This is a genomic window from Sphingobacterium psychroaquaticum (genome assembly GCF_900177625.1).
GTDB lineage: Bacteria > Bacteroidota > Bacteroidia > Sphingobacteriales > Sphingobacteriaceae > Sphingobacterium > Sphingobacterium psychroaquaticum.
This window is the reverse complement of record NZ_FXAU01000003.1, coordinates 413,198-433,705: the sequence shown is the minus strand read 5'-3', so window position 1 is coordinate 433,705 and position 20,508 is coordinate 413,198. Positions and strand designations below refer to the sequence as shown.

The 20,508-nt window shown below is 39.7% G+C and carries 20 protein-coding genes; 9 read left to right on the top strand and 11 right to left on the bottom strand.

What is annotated here, in order from left to right; genetic code table 11:
- Window positions 1-124: 124 nt before the first annotated feature.
- The 5 genes from B9Y69_RS10185 to B9Y69_RS10165 are packed head-to-tail and all read left to right on the top strand — an operon-like array spanning window position 125 to window position 3,792.
- Complete coding sequence (locus B9Y69_RS10185) at window positions 125-1,003, top strand: cell division protein FtsX (RefSeq protein ID WP_085472835.1); 879 nt, start codon at window positions 125-127, stop codon at window positions 1,001-1,003.
- A gap of 14 nt (window positions 1,004-1,017) precedes the next feature.
- Window positions 1,018-1,275, top strand: a complete 258-nt coding sequence (locus B9Y69_RS10180; protein ID WP_085472834.1) for a DUF3098 domain-containing protein — start codon at window positions 1,018-1,020, stop codon at window positions 1,273-1,275.
- Window positions 1,275-2,069: an undecaprenyl-diphosphate phosphatase gene (locus B9Y69_RS10175; RefSeq protein WP_085472833.1), complete on the top strand. Its 795-nt coding sequence runs from the start codon at window positions 1,275-1,277 to the stop codon at window positions 2,067-2,069. The genes B9Y69_RS10180 and B9Y69_RS10175 overlap by 1 nt, the downstream gene beginning before the upstream one ends.
- Window positions 2,070-2,792 (top strand): tRNA pseudouridine(55) synthase TruB, encoded by a 723-nt coding sequence (gene truB, locus B9Y69_RS10170; RefSeq protein WP_085472832.1) that lies wholly within the window; start codon window positions 2,070-2,072, stop codon window positions 2,790-2,792.
- Window positions 2,793-2,814: 22 nt separating this feature from the next.
- Window positions 2,815-3,792 (top strand): bifunctional riboflavin kinase/FAD synthetase, encoded by a 978-nt coding sequence (locus tag B9Y69_RS10165; protein ID WP_085472831.1) that lies wholly within the window; start codon window positions 2,815-2,817, stop codon window positions 3,790-3,792.
- Window positions 3,793-3,822: 30 nt separating this feature from the next.
- On the opposite strand, the gene B9Y69_RS10160 is transcribed toward B9Y69_RS10165, so the two are convergent.
- From B9Y69_RS10160 to recQ, 11 genes are all read right to left on the bottom strand, one after another.
- Complete coding sequence (locus B9Y69_RS10160) at window positions 3,823-4,065, bottom strand: hypothetical protein (RefSeq protein WP_085472830.1); 243 nt, start codon at window positions 4,063-4,065, stop codon at window positions 3,823-3,825.
- 167 nt (window positions 4,066-4,232) lie between these two features.
- Window positions 4,233-5,018, bottom strand: a complete 786-nt coding sequence (locus B9Y69_RS10155; protein ID WP_085472829.1) for a LytR/AlgR family response regulator transcription factor — start codon at window positions 5,016-5,018, stop codon at window positions 4,233-4,235.
- Between the two features lies 1 nt (window position 5,019).
- A complete protein-coding gene (locus B9Y69_RS10150) occupies window positions 5,020-6,057 on the bottom strand; it encodes a sensor histidine kinase (RefSeq protein WP_159451830.1) in 1,038 nt (345 codons plus the stop codon).
- A 274-nt stretch (window positions 6,058-6,331) separates the two neighbouring features.
- The gene (locus B9Y69_RS10145) at window positions 6,332-7,972 is read right to left on the bottom strand and encodes a PepSY-associated TM helix domain-containing protein (protein ID WP_085472827.1); all 1,641 of its coding nucleotides are present in this window, start codon (window positions 7,970-7,972) and stop codon (window positions 6,332-6,334) included.
- A 4-nt stretch (window positions 7,973-7,976) separates the two neighbouring features.
- Window positions 7,977-8,261 carry a hypothetical protein gene (locus B9Y69_RS10140; RefSeq protein WP_085472826.1) on the bottom strand — a complete coding sequence of 95 codons (285 nt, stop codon included), beginning with the start codon at window positions 8,259-8,261 and terminating at the stop codon, window positions 7,977-7,979.
- Window positions 8,262-8,266: 5 nt separating this feature from the next.
- Window positions 8,267-8,596 carry a DUF3325 family protein gene (locus B9Y69_RS10135; protein ID WP_144036542.1) on the bottom strand — a complete coding sequence of 110 codons (330 nt, stop codon included), beginning with the start codon at window positions 8,594-8,596 and terminating at the stop codon, window positions 8,267-8,269.
- 110 nt (window positions 8,597-8,706) lie between these two features.
- Window positions 8,707-9,927 (bottom strand): DUF4374 domain-containing protein, encoded by a 1,221-nt coding sequence (locus tag B9Y69_RS10130; protein WP_085472824.1) that lies wholly within the window; start codon window positions 9,925-9,927, stop codon window positions 8,707-8,709.
- Between the two features lie 26 nt (window positions 9,928-9,953).
- Window positions 9,954-12,254, bottom strand: a complete 2,301-nt coding sequence (locus B9Y69_RS10125; protein WP_200811780.1) for a TonB-dependent receptor domain-containing protein — start codon at window positions 12,252-12,254, stop codon at window positions 9,954-9,956.
- Between the two features lie 170 nt (window positions 12,255-12,424).
- Window positions 12,425-13,135 carry a DUF4198 domain-containing protein gene (locus tag B9Y69_RS10120; protein WP_085472823.1) on the bottom strand — a complete coding sequence of 237 codons (711 nt, stop codon included), beginning with the start codon at window positions 13,133-13,135 and terminating at the stop codon, window positions 12,425-12,427.
- Window positions 13,136-13,304: 169 nt separating this feature from the next.
- Window positions 13,305-14,120 carry a 3-deoxy-8-phosphooctulonate synthase gene (gene kdsA / locus B9Y69_RS10115; RefSeq protein ID WP_085472822.1) on the bottom strand — a complete coding sequence of 272 codons (816 nt, stop codon included), beginning with the start codon at window positions 14,118-14,120 and terminating at the stop codon, window positions 13,305-13,307.
- A gap of 12 nt (window positions 14,121-14,132) precedes the next feature.
- Window positions 14,133-16,322, bottom strand: coding sequence for a DNA helicase RecQ (gene recQ / locus B9Y69_RS10110; RefSeq protein WP_085472821.1), 2,190 nt, complete (start codon window positions 16,320-16,322; stop codon window positions 14,133-14,135).
- Between the two features lie 101 nt (window positions 16,323-16,423).
- Between recQ and B9Y69_RS10105 the strand changes: the two genes are divergently transcribed.
- The 4 genes from B9Y69_RS10105 (at window position 16,424) to B9Y69_RS10090 (ending at window position 20,490) form a co-directional block, all read left to right on the top strand.
- The gene (locus B9Y69_RS10105) at window positions 16,424-17,386 is read left to right on the top strand and encodes a KpsF/GutQ family sugar-phosphate isomerase (protein ID WP_394365782.1); all 963 of its coding nucleotides are present in this window, start codon (window positions 16,424-16,426) and stop codon (window positions 17,384-17,386) included.
- Window positions 17,387-17,499: 113 nt separating this feature from the next.
- Window positions 17,500-17,874, top strand: coding sequence for a DUF1573 domain-containing protein (locus B9Y69_RS10100; protein WP_085472819.1), 375 nt, complete (start codon window positions 17,500-17,502; stop codon window positions 17,872-17,874).
- 197 nt (window positions 17,875-18,071) lie between these two features.
- Complete coding sequence (locus B9Y69_RS10095) at window positions 18,072-19,271, top strand: pyridoxal phosphate-dependent aminotransferase (RefSeq protein WP_085472818.1); 1,200 nt, start codon at window positions 18,072-18,074, stop codon at window positions 19,269-19,271.
- A gap of 628 nt (window positions 19,272-19,899) precedes the next feature.
- Window positions 19,900-20,490 carry a riboflavin synthase gene (locus tag B9Y69_RS10090; protein WP_085472817.1) on the top strand — a complete coding sequence of 197 codons (591 nt, stop codon included), beginning with the start codon at window positions 19,900-19,902 and terminating at the stop codon, window positions 20,488-20,490.
- Window positions 20,491-20,508: the final 18 nt, after the last annotated feature.

Sequence of the window (20,508 nt, the reverse complement as noted above, 5' to 3'; positions counted from 1 at the left end):
ACAGATATTAGATGTTAAATGCCTTAGGAAGGTTTAATATTTCGCGGTACTTATTCCACGAAATATGTTTCTTAAATGCACATTATTATTTACTTTCGCAACAAATAACATTTTACATTAGCGTATGTCGGCTCACGAAGAAAGTTCACCAAGAAAAAAAACGAAGTCTGTTTACGTCTCAACAGTTATCAGTATCGCATTGGTATTGTTAATGACGGGACTTTTAGGATTAATTCTTGTTCACGCAAAGAATCTCTCAAAATATGTGAAGGAGAATATTGTCCTGAATATTATTGTTAACGAAAATGTGAATGAAGGTGATGTCCTTGCGATGCAGAAGGACCTCGAAAAAGACCCCTATGTTTTACGCACAGAATATATCAGTAAAGAATTAGCTGCAAAAAACTTAAAAGAAGACTTAGGGGAAGACTTTGTCGAATACCTAGGACACAACCCCCTATTGCCGTCGATTGATGTATACATGAAGGAACAATATGCCAATACCGACAGTATCCAAACGTTTATTCAAAAAGCATCAAAAAACAGCCGTGTTAAAGAGATTATATACCAAGAATCTCTGATTGACATGGTAAACAAGAACATACGCATTATCAGTATGGTTGTATTGGCATTTACAATTGTATTACTTGTTATTGCAGTTGCTTTGATCAACAACACCATTCGTCTAGCCATCTATTCACAGCGTTTCTTGATCAAGAGCATGCAATTGATTGGTGCAACTAAAAACTTCATCCGTAAGCCTTATATCTTCTACGGTATATTTCACGGCTTGCTAGGGGCGTTGATTGCGATCCTATTATTGATTTTCACCCTGCAATTTGCACAAAAACAAATTCCAGATTTGGTGTTCCTACGTAACTGGTACGAATTTGGAGCGATCTTCTTGGTCGTTGTTATCTTGGGCGTTTTAATTTCTGGTTTCAGTACTTATTTTGCTGTAACCAAATACCTGCGAGCTAAATCACACAGCTTATATCGTTAATATCCATTTTAGATATGTCTGAAAAAAAACAAAAAAATTCATCGGTAAAATCCGATTCCTCAAAAGTGAATTTCGCTTTTGAAAAAGTAAATTATCAACTTTTTATTGCAAGTATTGCTGTTGTTGCCCTAGGTTTCATATTAATGATGGGAACAGAGGATATTTACAGCTTCACTAAAATAACATTAGCTCCGCTTGTTGTTGTTCTTGGTTTTGCGTTGGGATTTGTGGCTATTTTGTATAAACCTAAAAAGAAAAACATTCAAGAATAATGACCTATTTTCAAGCGATTGTTTTAGCAATCATTGAAGGGCTTACTGAGTTTCTACCTGTCTCCTCTACGGGACACATGATTATTGGTACAGCACTTATGGGGATGGAACCCTCTCCTTTTGTAAAATTATTTACGATCGTGATACAGCTAGGCACGATCCTGTCCGTCTTAGTACTATACTTTAAGCGCTTTTTTAAATCCATGGATTTCTACTACAAGCTTGTTGTAGCAGCAATTCCAGCATCGATATTGGGTTTAATCTTGAACGACTTCATTGACTCTTTATTAGAAAGCCCATTAATGGTTGCGGTTATGCTGGTCGTTGGCGGGATTATCCTTCTTTTCGTTGATAAATGGTTCAACAAACCTACGATCGAAAACTCAGACCACATTTCGTATAAACAGTCATTCATCATTGGTTTATACCAATGTTTAGCGCTTATCCCAGGTACATCGCGCTCGGCGAGTACGATTGTCGGGGGAATGACGCAAAACCTGACGCGTAAGGCCGCTGCAGAATTTTCTTTTTTCTTAGCCATCCCTATGATGTTAGGTGCTTCAGTCGTGAAGCTTTACAAATTTTTTAAAGAAGGACACACGTTTACTGGCGAGGAGATCAACCTTTTGATCGTTGGAAATATTGTTGGTTTTATTGTGGCAATCGTTGCAATTAAGACATTTATTGACGTGTTGACCAAATATGGATTCAAAGCCTTTGGTTGGTATCGAATTGTGGTTGGATTAGTGATTATTGGATTATTATTGAGCGGACATAGTCTGCAGATTATATAAATGACAAATTTAGAAGAGACAAATTCTTCTCCATTTCAGTTTGCGGAAGGTGAATTACTACTGGTAGATAAACCTTTGGAATGGACAAGTTTTGATGTGGTAGGTAAACTTCGCAATACCATGAAGCCGCTCAAGCTTAAGGTTGGCCATGCAGGAACCTTAGACCCTTTAGCAACCGGGCTATTAATTATATGTACCGGTAAGTTAACCAAGAAAATAGACTCTTTTCAGGCGGAAGATAAGGAATACACAGGCTGTATTACTATCGGTGCAACAACCCCTTCCTTTGATTTAGAGACTGAAATAGATCAAACTTTCGCATACGATCATATCACCGAAGCCGATTTGTTAAAGGCGGCGAAGTCTTTTGAAGGTGAAATTGAGCAGTATCCCCCAGCCCACTCTGCTATCAAAGTGCAGGGTGAACGCCTTTATGAAAAAGCAAGGCGTGGAGAGGAAGTTGAATTAAAGACACGTAAAGTTATTGTCAATTCCTTCGAAATCGAGAAAATTGAAGGACCAAATGTTTACTTTCGCATCAGTTGTTCAAAAGGCACCTATATCCGATCTATTGCCAGCGATTTTGGCAAAGTATTAGGCATCGGTGCACACCTCAGTGCTTTGCGCCGGACAAAGAGTGGAGACTTTCATGTCGATAAGGCCTGGAAGCTGGAAACTCTTATTGAAGAGATTAGGAAGCAAAAGGTGGACAATCAACAATAATTACTTATCCTATTAAAAAGGAATGAAGATATATAGAAGCTTAGATGAATTTACTCCCCTATCGAATGCAGTCGTAACGATAGGCACATTTGATGGAGTACATATAGGCCACCAGAAGATCTTATCTAAATTAAGAGAATGTGCAGAGGAAAACAATGGTGAAACAGTATTGCTTACCTTTTTTCCGCACCCACGTCTCATTATCAATCCGGATGACGACAGTTTACGGCTGATTAATGATATTGAAGAAAAAGCACATCACCTAGCCTTAGCTAAGATAGATCATTTGATTGTTACCCCATTTACACGGGATTTTTCCAATCAAACTCCCGAAGAGTATATCAGTAATGTATTAGTCGGTAAATTGGGCACGAAACAAATCGTAATTGGTTACGATCATCATTTCGGAAAAGACCGAAAAGGTTCGATGAAAGATTTGAAACATTATTCCAGTATTTACGATTACCGTGTAGATCAGATCCCGGAGCAAGACATTGAAGATGTCGCTGTTTCATCGACACGAATCAGAGAGTCTCTCATTAAAGGGGATATTGAAACGGCCAATAAGTATCTAGGGTATCCTTTTGAACTGACAGGAACTGTTGTTCGGGGTGACCAGATTGGGCGCGAGATCGGCTTCCCGACCGCAAACCTCAATATCCATGAATCTCATAAATTGATTCCTGCATACGGTATTTATGCTGTAGAAGCCGAAATATACCCACATGTACCCACTATCGGTAGTGGCGATTATATACATCCGGAGCCTGAGCGTGTGGCGCGAGGTATGGCTTATATTGGTACAAGACCAACAGTGGATGGCATGAATAGGAAAATCGAAATCAACTTATTGGACTTTGAAGACGATATCTATACCAAGACAATACGGGTGAAATTTCTAAAATTTATCCGACATGATCGTTGGTTTGAGTCATTGGATGCGATGAAGGAACAGATGAAAAATGACGAATTAGAAATACGAGCTTACTTTAACAAGTAAAAGCATAAAAGAGGGCAATTTTGCCCTCTTTTATGCTTTTACAGGATACCCATATAAAAAGGTTCCAAGCTCCTCACAGTAAAACTTATTACTGTTCAGCGCCTCTATAATAGTTCCTGTGATATTTTTCTTCGACTCCACCCGTAATACACGGTCTTCATCGCTTAAGTCAAGGGTCACCGATAAACGGACACCTAAATTCCGGAGTACTTCAAAAATAGAGAGTTTATCCTTCTTGTTACTCGCAGTAGTTTTAAAAATGGAAACAAACATAACGACTATATTTACAAACTTTTTAATGTCCTATAAAGTTGAAGAATAGCGTTATAAATGCAAAAGCTTTTAGGTGTGAAACGGACAAAATGAAGGGTGAACCGAACAATTCATCATCCGCGCAGCGATCCCGAAAAACTGCACTACATCCGAATCGATTTGGAACATTAATCGTACCCGACGCCACGCTCTAACCAACGCAGAAAAGAAGATGACTTTTCACGGCTTACATAAATGCGTTCACGGTGCTCAACAATCAAGTCTAAGGCCAATTTACGTGCTAACGTATAGCTTGCATGTCGCAAAACATGACGCGAAAGAAGATGTTGCCGATTTGCACGGTAAAAATCAGCACCTAATTGTTTTTCAAGCTCATCGAGCGTCTTTATAACCAGAAAATCCTTTCCTTTAAATGTTTTGATAAACACATTCTCATGTTCAATGTAGCACAGCGCTATATCATCCAGATTCAATGGGATAATACGATCTTGCTGATGGACAAGGATGGAAGAAGGTTTGGGTTTAACCTGATCAATAAGATGCTGGTACACGGGAGATATACCGCCCCCTTGGTTTCCCATTTCCTTTACCAAGACTTTCTGTAAACTGAAATACTTATTCATCGTTCCCCGAATAGCCGTATCCGAGATTGGTTTTAAAATATAATCAATACCATTGGTCTTAAAAGCATCTAAAAGGTAATCATCATAGGCAGTACAAAAAACAATGGGTACCAGAACCTCTACCTGATCAAATACTTCAAAGCTAATCCCATCCCCTAATTGTATATCTGAAAAGATCAAGTCTACGTCTTGGGCTTCCTTAAAGTAGTCTATAGCTTCCTTCACGGAGTTAAGATGTGCCAAGATAGACACCTCTGGCGCAACACGCTGCAAGGTTTGTGAAAGATCTTCCGCAGCAAGCATTTCGTCTTCAATAATAACGACATTCATACTATAGCAATTTTATTTTCACATTAAATCGATTCGAGGTGTCTTCGATAACAACCCCTTGAAGCAAGTAATTACCATAACGATCCATTAAATTCCGAAGGCCACTTCCATTGGATTCTACGGCAATCTTTTTCACGTTCTTACGGTTACTGACAATCAACCAATCATCGGTCTCCCTAATTTCAATGCAAAGAGGTTCATCAATGGTAAAGGCATTGTGCTTTAAAGCATTGTCGACCAGCGGTTGAATAGAAAAGAAAGGAAGCCGTTTTTCAAGCACAGATTCAGGAATTTCGATCTGGTAATTCAAAGCTTCGCCGAACCGCATCTTCTGCATATCTAGGTAATCTTCACACAACTTAATCTCTTGTTGTACGGAGGTCAACTCTTCTGTTTTCGTTGCCGCTATAGTAATCCGTAAAAAATCGGACAAACGCACCAGGTAATCTTCGGCCAAGTCCGAGTCTTTCCGAATCAATGACTTCAACGTCGCCAATGCATTAAACAAAAAGTGCGGCTGTATTTGTTGGCGTAACATTTTGTTTATCGCTTCTTCTGTTGATTTTTCCAACCGACTGCGCTCCAGTTGATGCTGCGCTTTAAAGTGATCTGACATCAAAAAGTAAAGCCACAGTAATACAATAAAATTCAGCAAACAGGCTTGAATACTAATTATAAAATAATTCCGCCAAGGGCTTTCTAAAATCAGGTCACGTATTTTGGGATCTTTTACATTTAAAGCATCTTCGAGTAGATCGAAACAAAAGATCACAAATACAGAAGTCGTAAAACTAGCCAGCTTAACGTGAAAAGGCGACTTAATAGGATCCTCTACCCTATTCTCCACGTGGATAAACAAGTTACATAAAGCAACAATCAGAATAATCAAGAAGGTAAATGAAATCTGATAAACAGCGTTCATACTCATCAATCCCGCCGTATATGTAGCCAAAGCTATCAATGCGGTAGTGGTTAGCGCAAACACCAAAGATCGTTGAATCCATATTTTTACAGGGTAGTCATACCGTTCACATCTCATGAATACGAAATAATTATTTCCTAAAATAGGGAAGCAAGATAAGCAATATTTTAAGGTCATTCTTACATGAAAATGTAAAGAAGGAAATGATCCGTAAAAAAGTAAGCGTTTTATAAAAACAAAACACAAGATTAAAATATTTTACAATAAATTAATAAAAATCAAAGATCAGATGTTTTATGGCATAGATATTGCGAATAGTTTAATTCATAATTTAGGTTAATAATTGGTTTGAAACCTTTGCTATCGCCCGGTAGCAAAGGTTTCTATTTTTTTAACTTTTTTGCGTTTTCAAAATCTTAAACTCCTTACCATCTTTTCTCACTTTAATAAAGCCCAGAACACTACAAACGCTGAGCACCAAGAATAGCATATCGATAAATAGAATATCAAAAGCGCGCACTGTTATGGCGTTCCAGAACCATAAATTCGTTACGATCCCGTTCGCTACAGGTACGGCGAAGCACAATATCGCAGATAGTAAAAGAACATGCTTGTTCACAACAGTGAGGTTTCGCCAAAGCATCAGATAGATGGTCAGCACCAACCAACTGTAAAAGTAAGCCGAAAAAATGACCGTCATATTCACCGTTGGAAGTACTTTTACCACGATAAAAGTAAAGGCGGTAACGGGTAACATAGCCAAACACATCGACAGAAAGAAATTAGCCGCCCAAAAGTTAAACTTTCGTTTGTACGCTGGCACATTGACTTTATCTCGGGCTACCAACCAAATCATGATTCCAGAGATAATAACGACACATCCCATTAAACCTAATACAAAGAATACAATGCGCAAAGGCTTTCCGCCAAAATCGCCGAAATGAAGGTGATAGATTAAACTTTTAACACGGTCGATATGATTTCCATCGGTATAAGGGGACTTTTCTTCCACAATCTTCCCCGTAGCAATCTGCACACGTGTATACCCAGACCCTGCAAAACTCGTTTGGCTGAAAGGTGTAGACTCCAAAATGACTTCCATACTTTCATCCATATAGTTCCGTATATATACACGTGTAACCTGACTTTTCCCCCATTTTTGCTGCCATGACGCTACAAAAGCATTGAGGTCGAAATCCTTTTGCATCGGGTTATACGTATAGGCAACCTCTGCTCCTCTCGTGTATTGCAAGTCTCGATACAATTTATCTTGATCCCCTTCATACAATAGCTTACTAAAAGGTGAAATGAGCACAAAGTTGACAATCAGTATAACGCCGGTAACGGCAAAAACAAACTGAAATGGAAAACCGATAACGCCAAGCGCCGTATGCATATCGGTCCATACTGTTTTCCATTTGCTCCAGGGCCGGAAGATGAAGAAATTACTCTTTATCTTATCCCAATGCAAAAATAATCCGGTGATCAATGCAAATAAAAACAAAAATGACACGATACCTGCGAGCAAATAACCAAACGGCGTACCGATCCGAATCGGAATATAGTTGACTTGAGCAAGAAAATGTAAGCGATACAAAAATTCGCCCATATCATAGCCTTCATCATAAGAACTTTGGCTTTTATCTGTAAAATAGTGTAAGAAGTAAGCTGAATCACCGTCCTTATCCCGTCCTCTACGACGTCCCTTTCGTTCCTCTTTAGGTTTTGGTTTGCTAATCGTTGTGTCTTGCGATGTACTCATATTGACATACGTGCCATGCCCCTGTCGCAACACATAGAAGTCAAAATTTCGTCCCTTCGTATTGTATTTTTCCCCAAGAGAATCCAACAAGTAGTTATAATCGGCGTCAAGTTTTTGGTTTGCTACGGACTTCCCTTTTTGCCAGGCTGAGATATCATCCCTAAAAAAGGAAAAAGACCCTGCAAAAAAAATAACATACAGTAAAGCGGCAATAATAATTCCGCTAATTGTATGGGTATGAAAATATATATTATACCGTCTTTGATTCATTTTATTAGGTTAGTTTAAAAAGATAGGGTAATGCAAATAGAAGCGTCAATCCGAGGTAAGTGGCATACAATCGCCAAACCTTGGTTTCCAGAAAAGCCCATAGAAGCAAGAAAGCCCATAATATATACCCGGTAAAGAAAGCTGTTGCTATAACATCTTCTTGCGGAAAAACATACGTTAGGCAATAGTGAAAGCTCACCATTACGGCATAACCTCCCGCAGTTCCGGCAAGGATACGAGAAAGACGTACCCATGGAGATTTGGTTAAGTATTTTTTATTAGCTGGCATATCACTTAAAAAGATAGTTCAATAAGAAAACAAAGGAGAAATAACACGCCTAACCACCTTACATTCAAATACTGGAATGGAAATAATAAAACCACCAGACTTCCCATTGCCATTAAGATAACAATACCCGCAAAGATCCCAGCCCCAAAACCTAACGTTACGACGCAAAGCGAAAAAGCAACACATAAGATCAGCGTAGCGATATACTTTGTTCGTTGGGGTTTCTGTGCCAGTTGGTCAAATAACTTCCCTTTGTTTTTCCAGTTCACTTTTTTAGATGTACACATCCAAACCAGAAAGGCTGTAAAAAAGAGTAAACATATTAATGTTGTCATAATTGTTAATTGTTGTAATGAAAAAGTGCCCTTCGTTAGATACCGTACAACACACACAGTATCAAACGAAGGACCTTTTGTAATTTAGACGTAGGCGTTAAAACAGGCGGTTAATCGACCCGTGTAACAGCTGTAATCGAACCTCCTTCGACGCGGAGTCCTTGTGTCGCAGTTGCTGTACTCGCATTAATTCTATACACAAAGCTTGTTGCATCTTTCATGGCAACACCGATATAGGCCGAACCGTCTTTTGCAGAATAATTATTCGTTGTAATGTCCTTGATCAAATCTAAATCAGGCATCCCGGTAACATCTTTAAAAGTCTTATTGTATACATCTACAATACCAATATGCTTCCCTGACTCATAGGCGCCTTTTTCTTCTTTTGTTGTCATTAAAACAACAAACTTGCCTTGTCCAACGTAAATCCAATCTGTAATATTTTTCCCCGCACTAACAGCTTCCACATTGAAATAATAGTTCTTATCAAACTCTGTGCTTCCTGAGGCGATCTTTAGAATTGCAGATGGTTTTGTAGATGTAATTACCTTATTCTTTGTTCCGATACTTGACGAAAATGCATATACATCTCCTTTTTCATCTACACCTAATCCATCCGTAAAGTAACGTCCCACAAAACTCATTCGGTTATCTTTTATAACTTTTTCCAATTTCATATCCGGATACGAGTAAACAGCAACCCAGGCACTATCTGGGTATGCCGTTTCAAATGCGGCATTACAACAAGCTTGGATAGACATATACGGAGCATACACCTTACTTCCAACCTGCTTTATCCAAGTGAAAAATGCAGATTCACCATTGCCGGCTACTTTCTGAACATCTAAAGTACCTTCTCCAGAAATCAACAAGCTATTGGTATTCACTTTATAGTAGTTAGCCAGTGGATTGGTATTACTGCGTGGGATCTTCAGCATCAAAATATCTTCGTTTACCGGAGCAAATGCCTGCACCGTTTCCGACTGAAAATCAGACAGCTTTTTTAGTTTTCCTTCTTGTACACTATATGTTGTAACAGCCCCCGGGTTTCCTTGTCCATAAAGCATGCTGAAGAACTTATTGTTATGTGTCACGTAATACCGATAAGTACCATCTTGCTCGACACCATTTCCTAAAATTGTAGTTGATCCGGATTCCAGATTATCAACTGTTACCAAATAATCAGCAACACCAGTTGAAGCAATTGGAGTAACTGCGAGCACATAATTCCCTTTGTTTGTAGGTAGATCAGGACTATCACTTTTGCAAGAGTATGCACTCACAGAGACTGACGCGGCAAGTGCTAAACTCGCCCATTTTGTATTTTTCATGTATTTGTATTTAGATGTATGTTTTATTATTTAACCTGTTGAAAATAATACCGTAGATTCACTGCAAAAGAGCGTCCCGGCTTCTGTAAGCCAAAATTATCGTAGAGTTGTGCATCTGCTATGTTGCGTATTTCTGCACCAATATTGTAACGACCGTTGTTCAAGCTATATCCAATCCGGAGATCGTGGGCTAGCTGCCCCGGCACTTCCCTTTTTTTGTCATCTGCACTTGTGCCGCCCATCGTTGGCCAATACAGCCAAAAGCGATGGACATATAACAAGTTATAATTCACATTAAGCACATTGCCTTTTTTTCCGAAATCACGAAAAACCAAACCCAGATCTGTATTACCGAACAAATACGGAATATTAGGCATCTGCGCATTAAACAATGGGCTAACTCCTGTGTACCCAGGTTCTATCTCTTGCTTATTCTGTAAATACTGGTAGGTTAAAGAACCACCTAGGGTCAGGAAGTTTTTATACGAATAATTGAATTCCATATCTGCCCCTCGGGTGCTGACGCCCTCCCGGTTGTCTGCAATCAACTTCGATTGATTATTGTTAAGACGCGTGAAAATAAAGTCAAACGCATAACGGTAGATAAGATTTCCACCGATACGGAAACGATGATCCTCATTGATCTTCCAGCCATAATAGGCACCCAGGTTTATATTATGGCTTCTTTCCGGTTTTAAATCAGGATTCGCATCTTGATTCTCCACATCACCAAACAGTTCATAAGCTGTAGCCATGCGATTGGTCAATTCATAGGATGCTTTCAACTGGAATTCCGGATCGAGGAAATAAGTCGTTGCCAAACCGTAACCAAAGCGGTTCATATTCATGGTAGGCCGATCGCCATCCTTATTACTCTGGAAAATATACTTTCCAAACAATGTCGCACTCCACACATCTTTAACATCATAGCTATACCCCAGCCCCATCATGTTTTTGAATGTCCGCTTGGTTACTTCGTAGTTGTTGGCTTGCGGATTCAATTCATTTTCGCCTTCACGCTTGAAGGTGGTTGCTGTACTACTCAGGGCAATGGACTGCTTTTCCGTTACTTTATAATTAGCGGCCAACGTTGCTATCCCTTCATTATTCTTATAAACATAGAGCTGCTTACTTCGCTCTCCACCTGGATTAGGTTTACTTTCACCAAACCAGCCAAAACGACGATCCAATGTATCAATGTTCTTCTCTGTCCCGAAATTATAATTCGCATTTACCGTTACGTCTAGGCCATCGATCAGATTCATTTTCTGGTATTTCAATGTCGGCATTAAAGTCGTTCCGCGACGATGTATCCCGCCGTAGGCTACTTTCATACGAGCGTCAGCTTGGATTTCCTTATAGTTCTTACCGGCTGTAAAACCGACAAGAAGACGGTCCGCATAAGGTTTGTTAACCACGCCTACCTGCGCAACAACAGCTTCGTTATGGTATTGATCATGAAAACGACGTAGCTTAATATTTTCCGAATAAGCCCCTGTGTTTATATCTGCTACAGAGAGTGTAACCTTGTAATCATTGTCTGAAAAATTTTGATAAGCATTCAGTAAAAAAGTAAATCCACTTTTGCTTGTGGTACCAAGATTCACGACAGTACGATGTGTATTAAAGGAACCGTATGAATAAGAGGCGTCTACAAAATTACGGGGCTTCATAGAGGTTACAATATTAATAGCTCCACCTAAGGCATCAGAGCCCAACCAAATAGGAACAACGCCTTTGTAGACTTCTACACGTTCGGCTAGATTGATGGGAATATTATTGATCTGAAAAGAAGACCCCATATTATCCATCGGTATCCCATCAATAAAATAACGGACATGATTACCTGAAAAACCGTTTAACGACAAGTTGAAGTTCGAACCCACACCGCCCGATTCCCGAACCCGAACACCAGCTACGCGATCCAACGCATTAGCGATGTTCATCGTCGTATTATAAAGTTTGGTCGCATCGATAGCGGTTACATTGTATGCTTGACGATTTACTTCTTTCACAGGCGTAAAGCCCAGCACCGAAACTTCATCAATCGCCGTCTCCCGACCTTGCATCGAAAACGTATACACCTCGCCCGCCTTTCCCAGCGTCAGGGCTTGTCGCAAATGTTGAAAACCGAGGGCTGAAACAGAAACATCAACAGAAGAACCACTTACGCCAGAAAAGGTAAAAGCACCATTTTCATCTGCCCGAATAGTTTTTTTATCAATTTTCACACTAGCATCGGGAACCGGTTGACCGTTCGAGCGAACGAGTCCTTTGTAAAAATTTGATGGTTGTTGAGCATGACCTCCTAAAACACATAGGAGCATGCAAAATGTTAGTAAAATTTTGTTATTTTGGCTCATCTTTAATTGTAACACATTATGGATAACACTACGCGCTTAACGTAGTAAATGGGTTAGCCTAATTGCCGTTAGGCTAACCTGGGCGTCGCAAAGAATTGCCGTTCAGAGCGACGCCTTTTTTGGGTAAAACCCTATTATTGAACTATGAAACTCGTCGTTAATCCTTGCCAATTCTTTTTATACGTCTTTCCATGCCAGTCCCCTTCTTGCTGCATCATATTTCCAAACTCTACGACATAGCGACCAGACCATAACGTAGGAATCGAAATAAAACCCTCTGCATCGCTTTTGTACGTTTTACTCCATCCACTTGGAGACATCACAGAAACATCCTTCTTAGACAGTGGAGCGCCGTTCTCTGTCAACTGAATGCGAACGGTATCGTTCTGCTTATAAGTTTTCGGCGCTACTTGTAGCTGATAAACTAAGGGACATTTTCCCGCCACAGCCACGTTTCCAACTTGGACCGTTGCCTGGCTTACAAACTCGTAGCGTGTATCTCCTCCAAGATCTTTCGTTGCATGGCTCGTGAATATAGCGTAGTGTCCATCACTAGTTGGTACAAAGGCACCTTCTAAAAAGTCTCCTTTATCGGTTAAAGGAAGTGTGGAAACCGAACCATCGGGATGCACAATAGAAACAGTCAGCTCCCTTAAATCGGAATACCAATCTTTGGTCGCTTCATTTTCACCGGTTTCGTATTCGCCATAATAAACACGTACGGACTGCGATTGATTTTTAATTCCCGTAGTGTTGCTCTCCAGCCACACCGCATGGGCGTTAACGACTTGGTTGCCGCCAAGTACGATTAAGGATAGTAGTAAAATGCGCTTAACAAAATTCATATTCTTTTTATTTAGACTTATTTTAAATAGATAGGCAAATATAGGGCTATTTCAAAAAAACGCAAGTTCATAATCAGAAAAAGAATTTCAGAATCGGAAAAAAATAAAAAAATCCCTTACATTTTTTAGTGTAAGGGATCCTTTGCGCTACGCACCTGATAGCGCGCTATTATAAAATAGCTTCGCGTACACGTACTAGCTTTTCTAATAAACCATCTAATAGATCCAGATGAAGCATATTAGCGCCATCAGATTTTGCATTAGCAGGGTCTGGATGTGTCTCTATGAATAAACCATCTGCGCCTACGGCAATTGCCGCTTTTGCAATCGTTTCAATCAACGCTGGCTTCCCTCCTGTTACACCGGAAGTTTGATTCGGTTGTTGTAAGGAATGTGTGCAATCCATTATAGTAGGAACCTCAAAACCACGCATTTCAGGAATTCCACGAAAATCTACAATCAAATCTTGATAACCAAAAGTGTTTCCACGATCCGTCAAAAACACTTTATCATTCCCCGAATCCTTTACTTTGTCCACCGCAAATTGCATCGAACCAGCAGATAAAAACTGTCCTTTCTTAATATTGACAACTTTACCTGTCTCTGCAGCAGCGACAAGCAGTTCCGTCTGACGGCACAGAAATGCAGGAATCTGTAGTACGTCTACGTAAGCAGCGGCCATAGCAGCCTCATGACTTTCATGAATATCCGTCACGGTTGGGACACCAAAAGTTTTCCCGACTTTTTCCAAGACTTTAAGTGCTTTCTCATCTCCAATACCTGTAAACGAATCTACGCGTGAACGATTTGCTTTGCGGTAAGATCCTTTAAAGATATACGGTATATTGTATTTATCCGTAATGGTGACAATACGCTCAGCAATACGTAACGCTATTTCCTCGCCTTCGATTGCACACGGACCAGCCATTAAAAAGAATTGCTTTGAATCGCCATTCTTAATTCCCGGTAAATAATTCTGAATCATATATATTATTAATTAATTTCCTAACTCTGACATAAACTTGATTCGCATCAGCTGAATATCCTCGAAAGAATAGTCGGCCTCGCCAAGCACATTTAATGCCTCTTCTATTGAATCTACTTCCGCAGTTTTAAAATAATCATAAACCTCATCCTGACGATCCTGATCAATCATTTCATCAACAAAGTACGATAGGTTAAGCTTAGTTCCTGAGTTTACAATAGACTCCACCTCTTTCAACATATCCTCGTAACTGATTCCTTTAGACGATGCAATATCTTCTAATCCGATTTTACGATCTATATTCTGAATAATAGAGACTTTTAATGCGGACTTGTTTGCCGTGCTCTTTACAATCAGATCCTGTGGACGATCGATGTCTTTTTCTTCGACGTAGGCTTTAATCAGTTCTACAAAGGGTGCCCCAAACTTCACCGCTTTTCCAGCACCAACTCCTTGAACTTGTTTTAACTCCTCCAAGGTAATAGGATAAAGCATGCACATCTCATCCAGCGATGGATCCTGAAAAATAACAAAAGGAGGTAATGATTTTTGTTTTGCGATTTTCTTACGAAGCTCCTTTAACATCTTCAGAAGTTCAGCATCTAAAGCGCTACTCCCTTGAACAACCTCATCACCACCGTCATCTTCCGCCTTTTCCATAGGCCGATTCAGAATGAATTTTAAAGGGTATGGATTATTGATATATTTTTTTCCACCCTCGGTGAGTTGCAAAAGACCATAGTGATCAATATCCTTCTTCACGAAATCATTTAACTCCGCTTGGCGGATTAATGAATTCCAATAGTTTACACCATTCTCTTTTCCTTTTCCAAATAAAGGATGCTGATCATGTTTATAAGCCGATATCGGTTGGTTATTCTGACCGATCAAAACATTAATAATGTGGTGATCATCAAACTTACCCCCTTCATTCTTAATGAAATTTAACACCTCTAACAACGATTGTTCGCCGTCAAAATATGTTTTCTGTGCTCGACAATTATCACACATATTGTTGCAGCCCATCTCATCGAAACGCTCCCCAAAATAGTGCAATATTTGTTTACGTCGACAAACCGATGATTCCGAGTAATCAATTACTTCTTTAAGTATCTGCGTACCAATTTCTCGCTCAGAAACGGGTTTATCTTTCATAAACTTGGTCAGCTTCTCCACATCCTTCTCCGAGTAAAACGCCAAACAGTATCCCTCTCCTCCATCACGCCCCGCGCGTCCTGTCTCTTGGTAGTAACCTTCCATAGACTTCGGAATATCATGGTGGATAACGTACCGTACATCCGGTTTATCAATCCCCATTCCGAAAGCAATCGTAGCCACGATCACATCCACATCTTCCATTAAGAATTTGTCCTGTGTATCGGCTCTCGTCTTTGCATCAAGACCGGCATGGTACGGTAAAGCTCTGATTCCATTAATATTTAGAACCTCTGCGATCTCCTCTACCTTTTTTCGGCTCAGGCAATATATAATACCGGTTTTACCCGAATTACTTTTAATGAACTTGACAATTTCTTTTATAACGTTCTTTTTGGTTCGCACCTCATAATAGAGATTCGATCGATTAAATGACGACTTAAATAAGACGGCGTCATTCATCTGCAAGTTCTTACGAATATCCGACTGTACTTTAGGGGTCGCAGTCGCCGTAAGCGCAATAATAGGAATACCTTCCCCAATACCGTTAATCACCTGTCTGATTTTACGGTATTCCGGTCTAAAGTCGTGCCCCCATTCTGAAATACAATGTGCCTCATCTACGGCAACAAAGGAAACTTTAATCTGTCTTAAAAATTGTACGTTTTCCTCCTTGGCTAAGGACTCCGGTGCGACATAAAGCAACTTCGTTTTGCCGGAACTAACATCTTGCTTCACCCGCGTAATATCGCCCTTATTCAGAGACGAATTTAAAAAATGTGCAATACTATCCGTTCCTCCAAAGGCACGAAGTTGATCCACCTGATTCTTCATTAAGGCAATCAATGGAGAGATAACAATGGCAGTCCCCTCACTCATCAGTGCTGGCAACTGGTAACAAATAGATTTTCCGCCTCCTGTAGGCATTATAACGAACGTGTCCTTTTTATTGAGAAGGTTTGTTATAATAGCTTCCTGATCCCCTTTGAAGGTATCGAAGCCAAAAAATTCTTGCAGATTGTCAAATAGTGACTTTTCAATTTCCATCGACTGTAGAACAAAAATTAGATAGACCTGTGACTCTTTTGAGTTTTAAATAACTTACTTTTGCAGTTATATTTAATATAAAAATAGATATTTTTTCCGTGATACACAACATCGATATAAAAAAGACAGCCATCGAAGCGATTGAACTTGAAGCCCGCGCTGTCCAAAATTTAACGAACCACATTAACGCCGATTTCGTAACCGTTGTCAATAAGATTCTTACGCTTAATGGTCGCGTTATTGTTACAGGAATGGGCAAAAGTGCAATCATTGCACAAAAAATCGTAGCGACGTTCAACTCGACTGGAACGCCTGCTATTTTTATGCATGCCGCAGATGCTATACACGGTGATTTAGGTATTATCCAAGCGAATGATCTTATTATTGCGATCTCTAAAAGTGGAAATACACCAGAAATCAAAGTCCTTATTCCTTTCCTAAAACAAACGAACAATACACTGGTTGCGATTGTGGGTAATCTGGAATCATATCTGGCCCAACAAGCAGACTTTGTCTTAGACACCACGGTAGAGCGTGAAGCATGCCCAAATAACTTAGCTCCAACCACGAGCACCACAGCGCAGTTGGCTATGGGGGACGCCCTTGCTGTTTCTTTACAGACCTGTAGACAGTTTTCGGATCGCGATTTTGCAAAATACCACCCGGGAGGAGCACTTGGAAAACAATTGTACTTGCGTGTCGGTGATTTGTCGGAAGGCAATGGCGCACCTCAGGTAACACCGGATACCCCAATTCGGGATACCATCATAACGATTACCAAATTTAGGCTGGGTGCGACTGCTGTCATAGAAGGCACTAAAATCCTGGGTATCATTACAGATGGTGACATCCGTCGGATGCTCGAGAAATATGATAATTTCACAGCCCTGTCAGCGCAAGACATTATGGCAAAATCGCCAAAAACAATAGATCAATCTGAATTAGCTGTGGAAGCATTGCACAAAATGCGTCAAAACAACATATCACAGCTACTTGTCACTAACAATCAGATATACAACGGAATAGTACACATACAAGACTTATTAAAAGAGGGTATTATATAAACCTTTATGTAATATTTTTGTGTAATTTGTTCGCTTATGAACGAAACAAAAAGGTTATACTTAATTTTGGCTTATAATTTGATAGTTGTTTAATAACTAAACGTAGAGATAAAATGAAAAAAGCTTTAGGAATATTAACTGTTTTAGTAGCTATTATCGGTTTCACTTCAATGGCCGTAGCTATCGGTGAATTTAGATTTGAAAAAGAAACACATGACTTTGGTTCTATTGCACAAAATAAACCTGCGTCTTACGATTTTAAATTCTCGAACAACGGAGATGCTCCGATCATCATCACAGAAGTAAAACCTTCTTGTGGATGTTCAGTGGCCGAATTTACGCGTACACCGATTAAACCTGGTGATGCTGGTACCATTACAGTAACATATAATGCAGCGGCTAAAGGACCTTTCACCAAACAGTTTACGGTAAAGTCTAACACAAAGACTCCAATCAAGACCTTAACGGTTAAAGGTACTGTAGAATAATATTTCACAAGAAATTAATAAAGAAAAAGAGCCGTCTCATTCATGAGATGGCTCTTTTTCTTTATTCTTGTTTTTAGGAATAAAAGTCAATAGAAATCCACTAAGACCAACATTACCCTGCTTCTGTGCAAAGAAAAGCGAACAATACATTCTTTTTAGTACTTTTGCGTATTCAAAACAAAAAATTCAGAACCATAATGCCACAGATTTCACAAAAGGGCATAGACATGCCTGCTTCTCCAATCCGAAAGCTGACTCCCTTTGCTGATAAAGCAAAACAGGATGGAAAAAAAATATATCATTTAAACATTGGTCAACCGGATATTGAAACGCCGGAGATCATGCTAAATGCGTTAAAAAGTGTACCTTTTAAAGTTTGGGCGTATACGCCTTCAGAAGGAACAGCTTCTTACAGAAACAAACTAGCGCAATACTACAACAAACTAAACTACAATATTGAGCCTACCGATATCCTTGTCACCAATGGTGGATCGGAAGCCATTATATTTGCCATGCAATCTTGCCTTAATCCGGGTGAAGAAGTTATTATTCCAGAGCCGTTTTACGCAAACTATAATGGTTTTGCGTGCTCATCAGATGTTGTTGTAAAACCTATCATGTCGTATATCGACAATGGTTTTGCTTTACCCTCGATCTCGGAATTCGAAAAGGTAATAACAGAGAAAACAAAAGCCATCGCCATCTGCAACCCAAATAATCCAACAGGTTATTTGTATTCACGCCAAGAGCTTGAAGCCCTGAAGGAACTGTGTCTTAAACACGACCTATACCTGTTCTCGGACGAAGCTTACCGTGAGTTCTGCTACGATGGCAGAGAGTTTATTTCGCCGATGCACTTAGAAGGTTTGGAGGATCATGTTGTCGTGTTCGATACGGTATCGAAACGTTATTCGGCATGTGGCGCCCGTATCGGATGTTTGATCACTAAGAATAAAGCACTGTACCAAACCGTCCTTAAATTTGCACAAGCACGCTTGAGTCCGTCATTGGAAGGACAAATAGCCGCAGAGGCAGCCGTTGACACCCCAGATGCTTATTTTACCGCTGTATCTGAAGAATATACCGCCCGTCGCGATACACTTGTTAGCGGACTAAACGCCATCGAAGGTGTGTACTGTCCAAATCCAGGAGGTGCTTTTTATGTGGTCGCAAAATTACCGATCGACAATGCAGACAAGTTCTGCCAGTGGATGCTTGAGGATTTCAGTCATGATAATCAAACCGTTATGATGGCTCCTGCCACAGGCTTTTACAGTACAGAAGGCGCTGGATTAAACGAAGTACGTATGGCATATGTATTAAATCAGAGTGACCTGAAAAATGCATTAATTTGTCTAGAAAAAGCCCTTGAGGTATATCCTGGTCGTCAGGTATAAATACAAGACTAAATGAATAAAAAAAGACACAATTGCTTGTGTCTTTTTTTATGGATCATCCAGAGCTTTGGCCCCCGGAGCTTGTCGAAGTGTTAATCCGCCCCTGCCATCGCTAGCTCGAGCCTGCATATCGCAGACAAGCTTTTAGCTCGGCTTCTTAAAATGAAAGACCACGAGCTGAAGGCTAGCACCAACACGACGGACTTCAACTTTACGTTAGAACGAATAAACCTATTGTAACAAGCAGAGATTTTTTCGAAAAAAAAAGGTGGAAAAGTAGGCAAAAAAACAAAGCCTGAGATGATCGGGCGACCTCTCAGGCTTTTAATATAACCTCTTTGTTAAGAGGTAATCAACCTAAACCTATCACAAAGGTATAATATATATTCTACAATTTGAAAACATTTGAAGACAAAAAAAACGCTAAATACTTGATTTTAAGGCTAAACAACTGATAATCAGGCATAAAAAAAAGGTTTTCAAACGGGGAGAATGAAAACCTTTATAACCAATTATAAACCTAAATTATGATACCACAAAGATAGTGTATAATTCACACTATTCAAAATCTTTTTTCGATTTTTTTTTCGACCCCATATCTGTACCTTTGTTTAAAGGAACAAAAACTATGTTTACAGGCATTATCGAGACCTTAGGAAAGGTCGTAAAAATTGAAAAAGAACAGAGTAATATTCATTATTTTATCCAATCTCATATATCTCCAGAGCTTCGTATCGACCAAAGTGTATCTCACAATGGAGTATGCTTAACTGTTGTCGCGATTGACCACGATACACATAAAGTAACAGCTATTGAGGAAACCCTTCAAAAGTCGAACTTAAAGCAACTAAGCGTGGGAGATGTCGTAAATATCGAGCGATGCACTGTTGCTAATGGTCGATTCGACGGACATATTGTTCAGGGACACGTGGATCAAGTCGCCACCTGCATCTCCAAGGAAGATCAGGATGGTAGTTGGTTGTTTACGTTTGAATATACGCCACGTCTTGATAACATAACCGTAGAAAAAGGCTCTGTTGCTGTCAACGGAATAAGTCTAACCGTTGTCAATTCGCAAGAAAATCGGTTCTCTGTCGCTATTATTCCATTTACATTAGAACATACCAACTTAGGTACCGTCGAGATTGGTGACACCGTAAATATTGAATTCGATATTATTGGCAAATACGTTGCCAAGATCATGGCAATGCGCGGATAGTTATCCAGTTAAGCGAAA

Coding starts and splice junctions, on each gene's coding strand:
- B9Y69_RS10140 (WP_085472826.1), bottom strand. CDS start 8,261: ATGCCAGCTAATAAAAAATACTTAACCAAATCTCCATGGGTACGTCTT.
- B9Y69_RS10145 (WP_085472827.1), bottom strand. CDS start 7,972: ATGAATCAAAGACGGTATAATATATATTTTCATACCCATACAATTAGC.
- B9Y69_RS10185 (WP_085472835.1), top strand. CDS start 125: ATGTCGGCTCACGAAGAAAGTTCACCAAGAAAAAAAACGAAGTCTGTT.
- B9Y69_RS10135 (WP_144036542.1), bottom strand. CDS start 8,596: ATGACAACATTAATATGTTTACTCTTTTTTACAGCCTTTCTGGTTTGG.
- B9Y69_RS10180 (WP_085472834.1), top strand. CDS start 1,018: ATGTCTGAAAAAAAACAAAAAAATTCATCGGTAAAATCCGATTCCTCA.
- truB (WP_085472832.1), top strand. CDS start 2,070: ATGACAAATTTAGAAGAGACAAATTCTTCTCCATTTCAGTTTGCGGAA.
- B9Y69_RS10150 (WP_159451830.1), bottom strand. CDS start 6,057: ATGAGATGTGAACGGTATGACTACCCTGTAAAAATATGGATTCAACGA.
- B9Y69_RS10160 (WP_085472830.1), bottom strand. CDS start 4,065: ATGTTTGTTTCCATTTTTAAAACTACTGCGAGTAACAAGAAGGATAAA.
- B9Y69_RS10090 (WP_085472817.1), top strand. CDS start 19,900: ATGTTTACAGGCATTATCGAGACCTTAGGAAAGGTCGTAAAAATTGAA.
- recQ (WP_085472821.1), bottom strand. CDS start 16,322: ATGGAAATTGAAAAGTCACTATTTGACAATCTGCAAGAATTTTTTGGC.
- B9Y69_RS10130 (WP_085472824.1), bottom strand. CDS start 9,927: ATGAAAAATACAAAATGGGCGAGTTTAGCACTTGCCGCGTCAGTCTCT.
- B9Y69_RS10125 (WP_200811780.1), bottom strand. CDS start 12,254: ATGCTCCTATGTGTTTTAGGAGGTCATGCTCAACAACCATCAAATTTT.
- B9Y69_RS10120 (WP_085472823.1), bottom strand. CDS start 13,135: ATGAATTTTGTTAAGCGCATTTTACTACTATCCTTAATCGTACTTGGC.
- kdsA (WP_085472822.1), bottom strand. CDS start 14,120: ATGATTCAGAATTATTTACCGGGAATTAAGAATGGCGATTCAAAGCAA.
- B9Y69_RS10095 (WP_085472818.1), top strand. CDS start 18,072: ATGCCACAGATTTCACAAAAGGGCATAGACATGCCTGCTTCTCCAATC.
- B9Y69_RS10175 (WP_085472833.1), top strand. CDS start 1,275: ATGACCTATTTTCAAGCGATTGTTTTAGCAATCATTGAAGGGCTTACT.
- B9Y69_RS10100 (WP_085472819.1), top strand. CDS start 17,500: ATGAAAAAAGCTTTAGGAATATTAACTGTTTTAGTAGCTATTATCGGT.
- B9Y69_RS10165 (WP_085472831.1), top strand. CDS start 2,815: ATGAAGATATATAGAAGCTTAGATGAATTTACTCCCCTATCGAATGCA.
- B9Y69_RS10155 (WP_085472829.1), bottom strand. CDS start 5,018: ATGAATGTCGTTATTATTGAAGACGAAATGCTTGCTGCGGAAGATCTT.